This is a genomic window from Burkholderia humptydooensis (assembly GCF_001513745.1).
Lineage (GTDB): Bacteria > Pseudomonadota > Gammaproteobacteria > Burkholderiales > Burkholderiaceae > Burkholderia > Burkholderia humptydooensis.
Genome location: NZ_CP013380.1, coordinates 3,797,326 through 3,810,778 on the forward strand (window position 1 = coordinate 3,797,326; position 13,453 = coordinate 3,810,778).

Annotated in this window: 8 protein-coding genes and 1 pseudogene; 1 reads left to right on the plus strand and 8 read right to left on the minus strand. The window is 68.1% G+C overall.

The features are described from left to right. Positions 1 to 29: 29 nt before the first annotated feature. Positions 30 to 1,319 carry an EAL domain-containing protein gene (locus AQ610_RS16915; RefSeq protein ID WP_006024323.1) on the minus strand — a complete coding sequence of 430 codons (1,290 nt, stop codon included), beginning with the start codon at positions 1,317 to 1,319 and terminating at the stop codon, positions 30 to 32. 313 nt (positions 1,320 to 1,632) lie between these two features. Here AQ610_RS16915 and AQ610_RS16920 point away from each other — a divergent pair, with 313 nt between their 5' ends. Further along, positions 1,633 to 3,300 (plus strand): Na+/H+ antiporter, encoded by a 1,668-nt coding sequence (locus AQ610_RS16920; RefSeq protein WP_006024322.1) that lies wholly within the window; start codon positions 1,633 to 1,635, stop codon positions 3,298 to 3,300. A gap of 126 nt (positions 3,301 to 3,426) precedes the next feature. On the opposite strand, the gene AQ610_RS16925 is transcribed toward AQ610_RS16920, so the two are convergent. The 7 genes and pseudogenes from AQ610_RS16925 to AQ610_RS33915 form a co-directional block, all read right to left on the minus strand. Then, the gene (locus AQ610_RS16925) at positions 3,427 to 7,002 is read right to left on the minus strand and encodes an indolepyruvate ferredoxin oxidoreductase family protein (protein WP_006024321.1); all 3,576 of its coding nucleotides are present in this window, start codon (positions 7,000 to 7,002) and stop codon (positions 3,427 to 3,429) included. 218 nt (positions 7,003 to 7,220) lie between these two features. Further along, a complete protein-coding gene (locus AQ610_RS16930) occupies positions 7,221 to 8,255 on the minus strand; it encodes an ion channel (protein ID WP_043281953.1) in 1,035 nt (344 codons plus the stop codon). Between the two features lie 144 nt (positions 8,256 to 8,399). Then, positions 8,400 to 8,804, minus strand: a complete 405-nt coding sequence (locus AQ610_RS16935; protein WP_006024318.1) for a hypothetical protein — start codon at positions 8,802 to 8,804, stop codon at positions 8,400 to 8,402. A 45-nt stretch (positions 8,805 to 8,849) separates the two neighbouring features. Further along, positions 8,850 to 10,553, minus strand: coding sequence for a S10 family serine carboxypeptidase-like protein (locus AQ610_RS16940; protein ID WP_043281952.1), 1,704 nt, complete (start codon positions 10,551 to 10,553; stop codon positions 8,850 to 8,852). Positions 10,554 to 10,747: 194 nt separating this feature from the next. Then, complete coding sequence (locus tag AQ610_RS36150; protein WP_144411956.1) at positions 10,748 to 10,960, minus strand: hypothetical protein; 213 nt, start codon at positions 10,958 to 10,960, stop codon at positions 10,748 to 10,750. A gap of 102 nt (positions 10,961 to 11,062) precedes the next feature. Continuing rightward, complete coding sequence (locus tag AQ610_RS16945) at positions 11,063 to 12,076, minus strand: sulfate ABC transporter substrate-binding protein (RefSeq protein ID WP_009911104.1); 1,014 nt, start codon at positions 12,074 to 12,076, stop codon at positions 11,063 to 11,065. Between the two features lie 270 nt (positions 12,077 to 12,346). After that, positions 12,347 to 12,943 (minus strand): annotated as a pseudogene (locus AQ610_RS33915) (hydantoinase/oxoprolinase N-terminal domain-containing protein); the annotation flags it as partial. Positions 12,944 to 13,453: the final 510 nt, after the last annotated feature.

The following is a 13,453-nucleotide window of genomic DNA, read 5'->3' on the forward strand; positions in this document are numbered from 1 at the left end:
CCGGCATGCCGCCGGCGCGCCGACGACGCTCAGGCGCCCGTCGACGCTTCGTCGTCGATCCAGTCGATATCGCCGCAGAGCACGCACAGCGCGTCGTTCACGCGAACCGCGATCGACAGCGTGACGCACGGCAGCGCCTCGTTGATCGACAGATACGGCCGCGTCGCCTGCACGCGCCCCGGCTCGACGATCGCCGACCGGAAATACGGGCGCCTCAGCCAGCTCGCGCCCTGCGCGTCGGCGAGCGGCAGAAAGCGCGTCTCGCGCGACGCGCGGTCCGCGCGCAGCACGACGTTGCGGCCCGCCTGCCGTCCGCGCTCGTCGAGCAGGAAGCAGCGCGCCGCGTGGTCGAGCGCGAGAAAGTTCCAGCAGACCTCGTCGAGCGGCTCGCCCGCCGCGAGGCGCTCGGCCGCGCGCTCGAACGCGCGCTGATAAGGCGCGAGCCGCTGCGCGTCGCGCCGCTCGGACGCTTCGGTCTGCTGGCGATAGCGCTCGGTCAGCTCGCCAATGCACGCGGACGCCGCCGCGCTGTCGGGCAGCCCCGGCGCCGGACGTCCGAAGAAATGGCCCTGCACGAAATCCGCGTCGCACGACAACGCGATCTGCGCCTCGTGTTCGGTCTCGACCCCTTCGATCAACACGAGCTTGCCCGCCTCGTGCAGCAGCGTGACGAGCCCGTGCAGGATCGCCGTGAGCCCCGCGCGGTGCTGCGCGTGCGACAGCATGATCCGGTCGAGCTTCACGATGTCCGGGCTCAGTTGCCAGATTCGTTCGATGTTCGAATGACCGGCGCCGAAGTCGTCGAGCGCGATCAGGAAGCCCTGCTCGCGGAATTCGCGCACCGCGTCGGCGAGCCGCTCGATGTCGCCGGCGCGCTGCTCGAGCACTTCGAGCACGATGCGCCGCGGCGGAATATCCAACCGCTTCAGGTTCGCGAACAGCGCGGCGGCCTGAAACGGATCGGTGAGCACGCCGGGGTGCACGTTGAGGAACAGCCATTCGCGCTCGGCGCCGAAGCGCGCGAAGTTTTCGAGATGCAGCGCCTGCGCGAGGCGGTCGACCTGCGTCGCCTCGCCGTGGCGCGCGGCTTCGCCGAACACGTCGAGCGGCGACACGGGGCGGTCGAGCGCATCGTGCGCGCGCAACAGCGCCTCGTAGCCGACCGCGCGCATGTGCGACAGGCTGAAGATCGGCTGAAACACGGACGTGAGCGTCAGATCGTGATGATGCGCGGCGACGCGCTCGAGACCGGACGTCATCTCCGCCTCGAAGCGATACGGCGACGCGGCGACGGGGCGCTCCTGCTGGGCGATGGTCATGCGGCGGCCCTCCTGATGACGAAAACGTCGGCAGGCGAAACGTGCGACTCGCGGGTTTTCATCGGTGGTCCTCGGTTGTTCGATCATAGTTGTCGGCAAGCATCAAGCAAGCTCCGTGCTCACTCGCGCGGCGCCGCGTCCCGCCGCTCGCTCCCCGGCACGGGCGCGCCGCCCGCGGCACGCCGCGCATGCATGCCGATGGGGATTGTGCGCACCACCACAGTGCGCCCGTGCTCGCTCCCCGGCTTCACGCCGCGCATTTCGCGCGCACGCTACACTGCGTACCGTCGTTTCATCCCCGTTTCGCTCATCGATGGCAATCGTCTTCACTGTTCTGATCCTCTTGCTCGCGGTCGCGCTGTCCGGCGTCGCGACGCGCGTGCTGCCGCTGCGCCTGCCGTTGCCGCTGATGCAGATCGCGATCGGCGCGGCGCTCGCGTGGCCGAGGTTCAACCTGCACGTCACGTTCGATCCCGAAATCTTCATGCTGCTGTTCATCCCGCCGCTGCTGTTCGCGGACGGCTGGCGCATCCCGAAGCGCGAGCTGTACCTGCAGCGGCGCGCGATCCTGATGCTCGCGTTCGGCCTCGTGTTCATGACGGTACTCGCGGTCGGCTACTTCGCGCATTGGTTGATTCCCGGCCTGCCGCTGCCCGTCGCGTTCGCGCTCGCCGCGGTGCTGTCGCCGACCGACGCCGTCGCGCTCGCCGGCATCGCCGGCAAGGGCCGCATCCCGCCGCAACTGATGCACATTCTCGAAGGCGAGGCGCTGATGAACGACGCGTCGGGCCTCGTCGCGCTCAAGTTCGCGATCGCGGCCGCGCTGACCGGCATGTTCTCGCTGCGCGACGCGTCGATCAGCTTCGTGATCGTCGCATCGGGCGGCCTGGCGACGGGCGCGGCGCTCGCGTGGCTGTTCAGCGCGCTGTCGACGCGCTTCCTGAACGCCGCGCAGGAAGGCGATCCGGCCCCCGGCATCGTGATGACGCTGCTCGTGCCGTTCGCGTCGTATCTCATTGCCGAGCACCTCGAATTGTCGGGAATCCTGTCGGCCGTCGCGTCCGGGATGATGATGAACTACACGAGCTTCTCGAAGAGCAGCACGGTCGCCGCGCGGGTGCGCGCGGAAAGCACGTGGGCGATGATCGAGTTCGTGTTCAACGGCATGGTGTTCATCATGCTCGGGCTGCAGTTGCCGCACATCATCGGCCGCGCGCTCGTCGATGCGCACCATACGAGCGACGCGCTCGTCGGCGCGATGATCGGCTACGTCGCCGCGATGCTCGCCGCGCTCTACGCGATCCGCTTCGCGTGGGTGTGGCTGCTGCGCTGGATCGCGAGCCGCCGCGCCGCGAAGCAGGGCCTCGCCGGCACGATGGCGGGCCTGCGCACGATCGCCGTGATGACGGTGGGCGGCGTGCGCGGCGCGATCACGCTCGCCGGCGTGCTGTCGGTGCCGGTCGCGCTCGGCGACGGCACGCCGCTCGCGGGCCGCGACACCGCGATCTTCGTCGCGTCGGGCGTGATCCTCGGCTCGCTCGTCGTCGCGGTGATCGCGCTGCCGCTGCTGCTGCGCGGCGTGCGCCCGATGCGCAATCCGCACGCGGAGGAGGAGCGCGCCGCGCGCGCGGCGGCCGCGCAGGCGGCGATCCGCGCGGTCGACGCGGCGCACGACGCGCTCGCCGTCGATCTCGACGAGACGGCCGCCGCGCGCTGCGCGGACGTGACCGCGCGCGTGATGGACCTGTACCGCCGCCGGCTCGCGGGCCTCGCCGCGGACGGCGCGACGCCGCGCGAGGAAGCGCGGCAGACGGAGAAGATGGAGCTGGCGCTGAAGATCGCCGCGATCCGCGCGGAGCGCTCGGTGCTCTACCGGCTGCGCGGCGAGCAGCAGATCAACGACGAGACGCTCGCGAAGCTGATGCGCGAAATCGATTTGTCGGAGACGGCGCTATCGACGCGCAAGAAGGGGATCGTCTGACGCGGCGCGCGCCGCACCCAAAACGCGCCGCGAAAAAAACGGCGGGCGGCCACGCGTTTGCGCACCACCGCCCGCACGCGCGTCACTCCGCGCTCAAGCGACATTCACGCGCCGCTCACACGACATTCACGACTTCGCGACGACGACCGGAATCCCGCGCAACGCGCCCGCGCCCTTCATCTCGTCGAGCGCGCGCTGCACGGCGGCGCTCGTCGCCGCGTCGATCGACAGGCGCGCGGCCAGTTCGCGTTCGCTGCGCTTCACGCCCGCGACGCTCGCGAGCTTCACGTGCCCGTAGCCGCGCGCCTTCGCGTGCAACTCGGCGAGCCGCGCGACGAGGTCGGCCGTCTGCGGCGTCAGCGCCGCGAATGCGCGGCGCATCGTCGTTTCGTAGTCGTCGGCGAGCGCGCGCTCCATCCTGCGCTCGACGGTGCCGCCGAACGGATCGAGCCGCGTGCCGCGCAGGCCGCGCACGCGCACGAGCATGCCGAGCACCGGCCACAGCCACTGCCCGAACACCTGCTTGCGCGGCGCGGCGCCGTCCCTGCCCGCCTTCGCGGTCGCGGGCGGCGCGAGATTGAACTTCACGCGGAAGTCCTTGCCCGCCGCGCCTTCGAACTGCGCCTCGAGCGCCGTGCGGAACGCGCCGTCCGTATAGAGCCGCGCGACCTCGTACTCGTCCTTCACCGCGAGCAGCCGGTAGAACGTCGCCGCGACCGCGCGCGCGATACGCTCGTCGCCCGTTGCGCGTGCCGCGCCGACGAGCGCGCGATAACGCGCGACGTAGCGCGCGCCGCCGTAATCGGCGAGCCGCGCCTCGCGATCGGCGACGATCGCATCGAGCGTCTGCGGCAGCGGCGACGCATGCACCGGATGGCGCGCATCCCACAACGCGTCGAGCCCCGCCGCATCGGCGGCCGCCATCCGGCCGATCGAGAACGCGAGCTTGTTCATCGGCACGGCCACGTCGTTCAGCTCGATCGCGCGCATCATCGCGTCGAGCGACACCGGCACGAGCCCCTGCTGCCACGCGAAGCCGAGCATCAGGATGTTCGCGCCGATCGTGTCGCCCAGGAACTTCGTCGCGAGCGCCTGCGCATCGCAGCGCGACAGGAAGCCGTCGCCCGCCGCATGCCGCATTTTCTCGACGAGCGCGTCCGCGTGCAGGCTCGCGTCGGGATCGCGCACGAACGCCGCGTTCGGAATCGCATGCGTATTGACGACGATCCGCGTGCGCTCGCGGCGCACCGTCTGCAGCGCATCGGCGCTCGCGCCGACGACCATGTCGCACGCGAGCAGCGTGTCGGCCTGCTGCGTGTCGATCCGCACCTGGTTGAGCCACGCGTCCGACGACGCGATCCGCACGAATGACAGCACCGAGCCGCCCTTCTGCGCAAAGCCCATGAAATCGAGCACCGACGCGCTCTTGCCTTCCAGGTGCGCGGCCATGCTGACGAGCGCGCCGACCGTCACGACGCCCGTGCCGCCGACGCCCGTCACGAGCATGTCGTACGGCGCGTCGGCGAGATGCGTCGCGGGGCGCGGTAGCGCGCCGACGCGCGCGGCGAGCGCGGCTTCGTCGAACGCGACGCCCGCCGCCTTCTTCAGCTTCGCGCCCTCGACCGTGACGAAGCTCGGGCAAAAGCCGTTCACGCACGAGAAATCCTTGTTGCACGACGATTGATCGATGCGCCGCTTGCGGCCAAGCCCGGTTTCGACGGGCTCGACCGACAGGCAGTTCGACTGCACGCCGCAATCGCCGCAGCCTTCGCACACCGCTTCGTTGATGAACAGGCGCTTGTCCGGATCGGGAAACGCGCCCTTCTTGCGGCGGCGGCGCTTCTCGGCCGCGCACGTCTGATCGTAGATCAGCACGGTGACGCCCGGCGTCTCGCGCAGCTCGCGCTGCACCGCGTCGAGCTCGCGCCGGTGATGGAACGTCGTGCCCTTCGGGAACAGCGCGTGATGGCCGTCGTACTTCTCGGGCTCGTCGGACACGACGACGAAGCGCGACACGCCTTCCGCCTCCACCTGCCGCGCGATCTGCGGCACCGAGATGCTGCCGTCCACGGGCTGGCCGCCCGTCATCGCGACCGCGTCGTTGTAGAGGATCTTGTAGGTGATGTTCGCGCGCGCGGCCACCGCCTGCCGGATCGCAAGGATCCCTGAATGAAAGTACGTGCCGTCGCCGAGATTCTGGAACACGTGGCGCGTGTTCGTGAACATCGCGTGCGCGGCCCAGTCCACGCCCTCGCCGCCCATCTGGATCAGGCCCGTCGTGTCGCGCTCCATCCACGACGCCATGAAATGGCAGCCGATTCCCGCCTGCGCGATCGAGCCCTCCGGCACCTTCGTCGACGTGTTGTGCGGGCAGCCCGAGCAGAAATACGGCGTGCGCCGCACGGCGTCCGCTTCGTTCGACAGGATGCTCGGCGCGACGAGATCGACGACGCGCGCGCGCCGATCGAGCGCGCGCTTGTGGCGCGCGAGCCATTCGGCGAACACGGGCAGGATGCGCGACGGCCGCAGTTCGCCGAGCTCGGACAATAGCGGCGCGCCGGCGGCATCGTACTTGCCGAGCACGACGGGCCGCGCGTGCGGCGCGCGGTTGTACAGATGATCCTTGATCTGCTGCTCGATCACGGGGCCTTTTTCCTCGATCACGAGCACTTCGGCGAGGCCCTCGACGAACGTATCGATCCGCGTCATCTCGAGCGGGAACGACAGGCCGACCTTGTAGATCCGCACGCCGGCCGCGTCGAGATCGGCCACCGTCAGATCGAGCCGGCGCAACGCCTCCATCAGGTCGAGATGCGCCTTGCCGCACGTGACGATGCCGACGTTCGCGCGCGCGCTCTTCGCGATCCACTTGTCGATGCTGTTCGCGCGCGCGAAGTGGCGCACCGCGTCGAGCTTCGCGGCGAGGCGCGCCTCGATCGTGAGGCTCGGCAGGTCGGGCCAGCGGTTGTGCAGGCCGCCCGCGGGCGGCGCGAAGCCTTCGGGCGCGGGCCAGCGCATCGTCAGCGCGTCGAGATCGACGGTCGAGCCGGATTCGACCGTCTCCGAGATCGCCTTGAAGCCGACCCACGCGCCCGAGTAGCGCGACAGCGCCCAGCCGTACAGGCCGAATTCGAGCATGTCGGCGATGTTCGACGGATTCACGACCGGCATGCGCCACGCGATCATCGCGAAATCGCTCTGATGCGGCATCGACGACGACACGCAGCCGTGATCGTCGCCCGCCACCACGAGCACGCCGCCGTGCGGCGACGAGCCGTACGCGTTGCCGTGCTTGAGCGCGTCGCCCGCGCGGTCGACGCCCGGGCCCTTGCCGTACCACATCGCGAACACGCCGTCGACGGTGCGCTGCGGATCGGCTTCGACGCGCTGCGTGCCGAGCACCGCCGTGCCGCCGAGCTCTTCGTTGATCGCCGGCAGGAAGCGCACGCCGCTCGCGTCGAGCTGCTGCTTCGCCTTCCAGAGCTGCTGGTCGACCATCCCGAGCGGCGAGCCGCGATAGCCGCTCACGAAGCCCGCGGTGTTGACGCCCTGCGCGGCGTCGAGCGCGCGCTGCATCAGCAGGAGGCGCACGAGCGCCTGCGTGCCCGTCAGGAAAATGCGGCCGTGCGTCGCGCGAAGGTTGTCGGCCAGGCGATAGTCGGCCAACGCGGGCGGGCCGTCGATCGGCAAGCGAGCGTTCATGTGTCGTCTCCTCGATGTGCTGTTCGCCGTTGCCGCATCGCCGCGCGCCGGGAAAGCGCGCCCCTCTGTTTCGATGCGCAACGCAATGAGCCTTATTTTTTTACGCCAATAGAAGAATTTTTTTGCTCATCTTGATATCGATCAGCATTTCATCGAAAGACGGCTGAAGCTTTGCTTGCGATTCGAGAAAGATTTCGCTCCGCGCCGGCTCGGCGGGGTCAGACCGGGCGGGCGTCGCCTTCGCCGGGAGGCTTTGCGCAGGGCGTCGCCACGCCGGACGTCGCCACGCCGGGCACGTCCGCCGCCGGCGGCTCGACCGGCTCGACGTCGTTGAAGCGCGTGTAATCGATGTGCGTCATGCCGTCGACGTCGCTCATCAGGTCGACGTAGCGGTGGTGCCAGCGGATGTCGCCGTGCTCCCACGCGTGGCGCGCCTGCATCACCTGCGCGGTGGTCTCGTCGGAGCCCTCGATCGTCACGAGCAGCATCGCGCTGCGCTCGGCGAGCGACTCCGGCGTCTCGCCGAACAGCGGGCTCGACTCGTCGATCACGTGCATCATGTTCCAGCCGAGCAGGAAAATCGGATGTTCGCTGCGCACGAGCTTCAGATCGTGGATCTTCATCAGCGAATACCCCTCGGACGAGCGCTCGCGCCGCATCAGCCGCATCTTCGCGCGCGCCTCGGCGATCACGTTCTGCCGCGCGTTCGCCGCGCGCACCATCAGCGTCATCCGGCCGTTGAGCGGGCGCACGATCGCGTGGCGCGCGAACATGATCTTCGCGCGCGGCCGCGCGAAGCGCGCGAACACGAGCCCCGTCGACAACGCGATCCCCGACATCCCGACGAAGATCTCGAGCGTCGCGACCACGTGCGCGTAGACGGTTTGCGGATGCATGTCGCCGTAGCCGACGGTGGCGAGCGTCTCGACGCTGAAGAAGAACGCGCCGGCGAAACCGGGCGGCGACTGATTCGCGATCGGCGCGGCGCCGAGCTGGTAGAGCAGCGCGAACAGCGTGTTGTTGACGACGAACAGCGCGGCGAGCGACGCGAAGAACACGGGCCAGCTCACTTTCAGCGCCCAGTAGTAGAGATCGCGCCAGACGGACGCCGGCATGCCGTATGCGATCACCTCGCGCGTGCCGGACCAGATCCGGCGGCCGCCGCGCGGCGGCTTGCGCGCTTGCGCGCCGTCGCGTGCGCCGTCGCGCGCGAAAGGATCGGAGGAATGCGGGAAGGAGGGATCGACGTTCATCGCAGTCTCGCCGGAATCGGTGCGGCGAGCGTAGCACGCGGCGCTTGCGATGCGTTCGTCGCGCGGCCGGATTTCGCGCGATCCGCGAGCGGCGGCACACCCGGCCTTCGGCGGGCCGGGCACGCCGCGCCGCCCGTCAGCGCGTCACTGACGCTGCTGCTCGATGAACTGCTGGACCTGCTTGAGCGTGACCTTGCCGGTGTGCGCGGCGTCGATCTCGTCGAAATGCTGCGCGACGTAGCCGAGGCCGCTCGCCTGCGCCTGCGCCTTCGTGACCGCCGCGCCGTTGCGAAGCGCGCCGCTCGCGCCGAGGCTCGCGGCGAGCCGGCTCTGCGCCTGCTGCTGCAACTGCGCGCCCGTCGTCGCCGAAGCCGACGCCGGCACAGCCGACGCTGCCTTCGGAAAGAACGGGCCGTCGACGCCGCCGTGCAACGGCGCGACGGACGAAACGGCCTGCAAGGTTTCGGCGGACGCGCCGATCGAACACGCGGCGGCGAACGCGAATGCGACCGCCGGAAGGATGCGCCGCAACGGGAGAATCTGGAACATGACTGGACTCGCAATATCAGGGGTTCAACGAAGCGGGCCGCAATCTCAGCGGGCCGCGGCGGCTCGCGCGATCTTCGCCGTCGGCGTGTTCGCCGGGCTCTCGTCGGGCCACGGCGACGGCAGCGCCGCGAGCGTCAATGCGTTCGCCGCCGGCCGGTTCTGGTAGAACGCGACGAGATCCGCCTGCATCTGCGGCCTCGCAACGTCGTCGAGATAAATCATGTGGCCGCCCTGATAGAACGTCACCTGCAGATTCGGCGCAAGACCGGACACCGTCTGCAGCCGCGCGAGCTCCTTCTCCGTCTCGAAATACGGCGTCGCGAGATCATGATAGCCGTTCGACGCGAGCACCTTCAGCTTCGGATTCAGTTGCAGCGCGGCGAGCAGGTCCGGGATCGTGTCCGGATACGGCTGCCCCGCGTGGCTGAAGTTCCACACGCCGATGATGTCGGGATTCAGCGTCTGATATGTCGCGTTCGGCGCGGTGTAGCCGAGGTAGTTCGGCATCTGCGAGGCGAGCGCGGTCGTGAACGGCTTCGAGATCAGGATGTCGGACGGATCGTCGTCGCTCGCGAGGCGCGGATCGCTGTTCGGCAGCGACACGCGGCCGTCGTAGCGGCCGATCGTGTAGCCGGGCACGAGCGTCGTCTGGCCGGGCGACGGTTCCGTGTCATAGAAATACTGGAAGTACGCGCTGATCGACGCGGTCGTCATGCTCGTTTGCGTCGACCATGCGGAGAGCGTGCCGGCATCGGGCGAAATCGGCGACGACGCCGTTGCGTAATGCACGATCGGCGCGTATTGCGCGGTCACGAAATCCTCGATGCGCTGCGCGTACGCGCCGAGATTCGTCGGCGACGGCGACACCTGGTTGAAGTACGCGGCCACCTGCGCATACGACGGGAAGGTGCCGGCCGCCTGATCGCCCGTGGCCGCCATGTAGTTCAGGATCGACGACTGCAGCACGATGCCCGCGAGCGGCACGCCGGCCGATTCGAGCGCGAGCGCGAGCATGTCCGTGCGCGGCGTGCCATACGATTCGCCGTACAGATAGATCGGCGAGCCGCCGCGGCCGTTGACCGACAGATAGCGGCGAATGAAGTCGCGCATCACCTTCACGTCGGCGTCCGCGCCCCAGAACGTCTGGTTCGTGTTCGGCTGGATCGCCTCCGAGAGGCCCGTGCCCGGCGGATCGATGAACACCATGTCGGTGGTTGCGATCAGGCTTTCCGGGTTGTCGACGAGCGGATAGTTCGGCCAGTTCGTCATCAGCGGATCGGGCGTCGCGACGCGCGTCGGCGCGAACGAGCCGAGACGCAACCACACCGACGACGAGCCCGGGCCGCCGTTGTAGAAGAACGTGACGGGCCGCGGCGAGCCGTCGCGGCTCGGCACCGTGTACGCGACGTACGACATCGTCGCCTGCGCGTTGCCGTTCGGATCGTAGGCCGTCAGATGCCCGGTCGTCGTCAGGTAGTCGAGCGGCGCGCCGTTCGCCGACCACTGGTGGCTCATCACCGCCGCGCGCTCCGATACCTGCGACGCCGGCAACCCGTCGCCCGCCTTCGGCGAGTACGCGGTCGTGTCCGTGTACGGTTGATTGAGCTGCGCGGGCGTCGTGGTGCTCTGCAGATCGTCGCCGCACCCGCCGAGCGCGAGCAGCATCGCCGCGGCAGCGGCCACCGCCGCCGACATCCGGCCACGCGATCGCGCCGGGCCGGCATACCCTCCATGCATCGTTTTTTTCATTTTCGCTTTCTATTTATTTCAAAGACGTAAGATATTGCGGCGCAATATCTTCCTCGATAAAGTCTCAATTGATTTATTCAATTTCGGCGCATCGTAATAATGAAAAAATGGCGCGTCAACCGTGGAAGCCCACCATTCTTCAATCGATCGTCAATCGATGAATGCGGCCGAGTTTGCCTCTCTGCCGAAAGCAATCACGCGCGGTTTGCGAGGCCCTGCGCGTACACAAGCCGCCCCAAAGGCGTCTCGGCATGCGAACGTTCGTTGCGGACACAACGAATCAGGCTGATTGCGACAGGCACGCGGCCGGGCGGTGACTGAATCCGCGCCGGGAATACCGAAATGCGCGAAATAATCCGGCATTCGAACCGGAGAAAGGAAACAAAACGGGCGTATTCCGATTCCATCGAATACGCCCGTGAATTTCCGAAGGGATGATGCAATCGTCATCCGGACGGCGAATGACGAAGCGGCGACAGCCCGCGCGAATCGCCGGCCGGCCGATGCGCTTACTTGCGGTCGACGATGATCTTGTCGAACGTGCCGCCGTCGGCGAAATGCGTCTTCTGCGCGTTCGCCCAACTGCCGAAGATCTGCTCGACGCTGAACGTCCTGAGCGGCTTGAACTCGCTCGCGTGCTTCTTCAGCACGTTCGGGTCGCGCGGGCGCAGATGGTGCTGCGCGACGATCTCCTGCGCGGCGGGCGAGTACAGATAGTCGAGGTACGCCTGCGCCGCGCGGCGCGTACCCTTCTTGTCGACGACCTTGTCGACGATCGCCACGGGCGGCTCCGCGAGAATGCTCGCCGATGGATAGACGGCGTCGAAGCTCGCGCCCGCCGCGCCCGTGTCGATCAGCGCGACTTCGTTTTCGAACGTGACGAGCACGTCGCCGATGCCGCGCTGCGTAAACGTCGTCGTTGCTCCTCGGCCGCCGGAATCGAGCACCGGCACGTTGCGGAAAATCGCCTTCTCGAAGTCGAGCGCCTGCTGATCGGTCGCGCCCTTCAGCTTCTGATAACCCCACGCGGCGAGATACGCGTAGCGGCCGTTGCCCGACGTCTTCGGATTCGCGATGATCACCTGCACGCCGGGCTTCGCGAGATCGCTCCAGTCCCTGATCTGCTTCGGATTGCCGTGGCGCACGAGGAACACCATCGTCGTCGAGTACGGCGAGCTGTTGTCCGGCAGGCGCGCGCGCCAGTCCTTCGGCAGCAACTGGCCGCGCTCGGCGAGCAGATCGATGTCGTTGGGCTGATTCATCGTCACGACGTCGGCCTGCAGCCCCTGCAGCACCGACAGCGCCTGCGCGCTCGACGCGCCGTGCGACTGCCGCACCGACACCGTCTCGCCCGTCTTCTGCTTGTACGCGGCGACGAAGCTCGCGTTGATGTCCTTGTACAGCTCGCGCGTGACGTCGTAGGACACGTTCAGCAGCGACGTATCCGCATGCGCGGCCGCCGCGAGCAGCGCTGCGGCGACGCCGGCGGCGAGCCGGCGGCCGATTCCCTTGTTGTGCTTCATCGTTGATGCTCCGCTGGTGGTTCGACGTGATTCGTCAGGTTTTCGCAAGCGACGATTTTAGCGGCGATCGGCGCGGCGCGAGCCGATCCGGCGCGAAGAGATGCGAAGGACGATGGGGACATTGTGCACGCCGCCGATATATTCTCGGGGCATTGCGATGGCGTCGCCCGCAGGCGCATGTAGAGCGTCTTGCCGCCCGCGTCAATGCCCCCCACGCCGACGCGTATCGCTCACCGCGCCGAGCAGACCGTACTCGCGAATCTTCTCGTACAGCGTGCTTTTCGCGATGCCGAGCTGGTTTGCCGTCTTTGTCAGATTCTTGTGCGATTGCAGCAGGCAGATCACGATCGCCTTCGCGCCCGCCGCGACGAGTTCGCGCGTTGCGTGCCGCACCTCGTCATCGCGCAGCGGAATCACGATGTCGCCCTGCACGTCGGTGCGCTCGGTGACGCCGCGCGTGCGCGACAGCGGCACGAGCGGCTCGTCGTAGCGATGCGTGTTCAGGTGGATCCGCTCTTCGAGCGCGTAGCCGAGATAGCTCTGGATCGCGCGGCCCATCGAATGGATGTGCTCGAAACCCTTGTTCACGAGCAGGCCGACGTCGAGCCCCTTGCGCTACACGACGCGGTTGAGCATCGCCGTGCCCGAGTATACGCAGGTGAGCAGCTCCGGATACACGTCGTCGACGTCCCGCCGCCAGTGGGCGAGCGCATCCTGCGACGAGTTGAGGATCGCGAGCGATTCGTCTTCGGGATTGCTTTGCGCCTTGCCGACGACGAAGCGGCCGTCCGCGCGCACGAAGAAGGTGTCGGTCATCGTGCCGCCTGCGTCGATGCCCGGCACCTGGACTTGCGAAAGCCCTTCCATGTTTTCGTCTCCAGTGATTGATGTAGTCGTGAGCCGCGATACGCCCGAATGAACGTGTTCGTCGAATCGGAAGCGACGGCTCGGAGACGACGTCGCAATAGCCGTGCCATTGGCGGCCGGCGCGCGCGGCGTGCTGCCAGCCGCGATGCCGGCGATCGAGCATCTCGACGCGGTGCGAGGCACGATGCGACCGTTGCTACGCAGGGGGTGTCCAGCGCGACGCCGCGCGGCTCGCGCGTTCGGCATGCGTGTTCCGGCACGCGCCCCGGCCATTCATGCGGCCCGGCGCGCGAACCGCCGCGCAAAACATGCGCCGCCGTGTCGCAGCCGCTCGCCATCGCCAACGCATTGGTGCTAAGATCGCCGCTCAGCCCACTTTTCGTTCAGCCATGTCCGCCGCATTTCACTCGCGTTCGCTGTCGCCATCCGCCGCGCTTGCGGCGCACGCGCGCATGGCCGGGCTGAACCTCAAAAAACGACTCTCCGACTGACGGGGACGTCGCATCCCGT

Excerpts from the sequence above, each read along its gene's own strand:
- AQ610_RS16940 (WP_043281952.1), bottom strand. The coding sequence starts at position 10,553 with ATGAAAAAAACGATGCATGGAGGGTATGCCGGCCCGGCGCGATCGCGT.
- AQ610_RS16915 (WP_006024323.1), bottom strand. The coding sequence starts at position 1,319 with ATGACCATCGCCCAGCAGGAGCGCCCCGTCGCCGCGTCGCCGTATCGC.
- AQ610_RS16935 (WP_006024318.1), bottom strand. The coding sequence starts at position 8,804 with ATGTTCCAGATTCTCCCGTTGCGGCGCATCCTTCCGGCGGTCGCATTC.
- AQ610_RS16925 (WP_006024321.1), bottom strand. The coding sequence starts at position 7,002 with ATGAACGCTCGCTTGCCGATCGACGGCCCGCCCGCGTTGGCCGACTAT.
- AQ610_RS16930 (WP_043281953.1), bottom strand. The coding sequence starts at position 8,255 with ATGAACGTCGATCCCTCCTTCCCGCATTCCTCCGATCCTTTCGCGCGC.
- AQ610_RS36150 (WP_144411956.1), bottom strand. The coding sequence starts at position 10,960 with ATGGAATCGGAATACGCCCGTTTTGTTTCCTTTCTCCGGTTCGAATGC.
- AQ610_RS16945 (WP_009911104.1), bottom strand. The coding sequence starts at position 12,076 with ATGAAGCACAACAAGGGAATCGGCCGCCGGCTCGCCGCCGGCGTCGCC.
- AQ610_RS16920 (WP_006024322.1), top strand. The coding sequence starts at position 1,633 with ATGGCAATCGTCTTCACTGTTCTGATCCTCTTGCTCGCGGTCGCGCTG.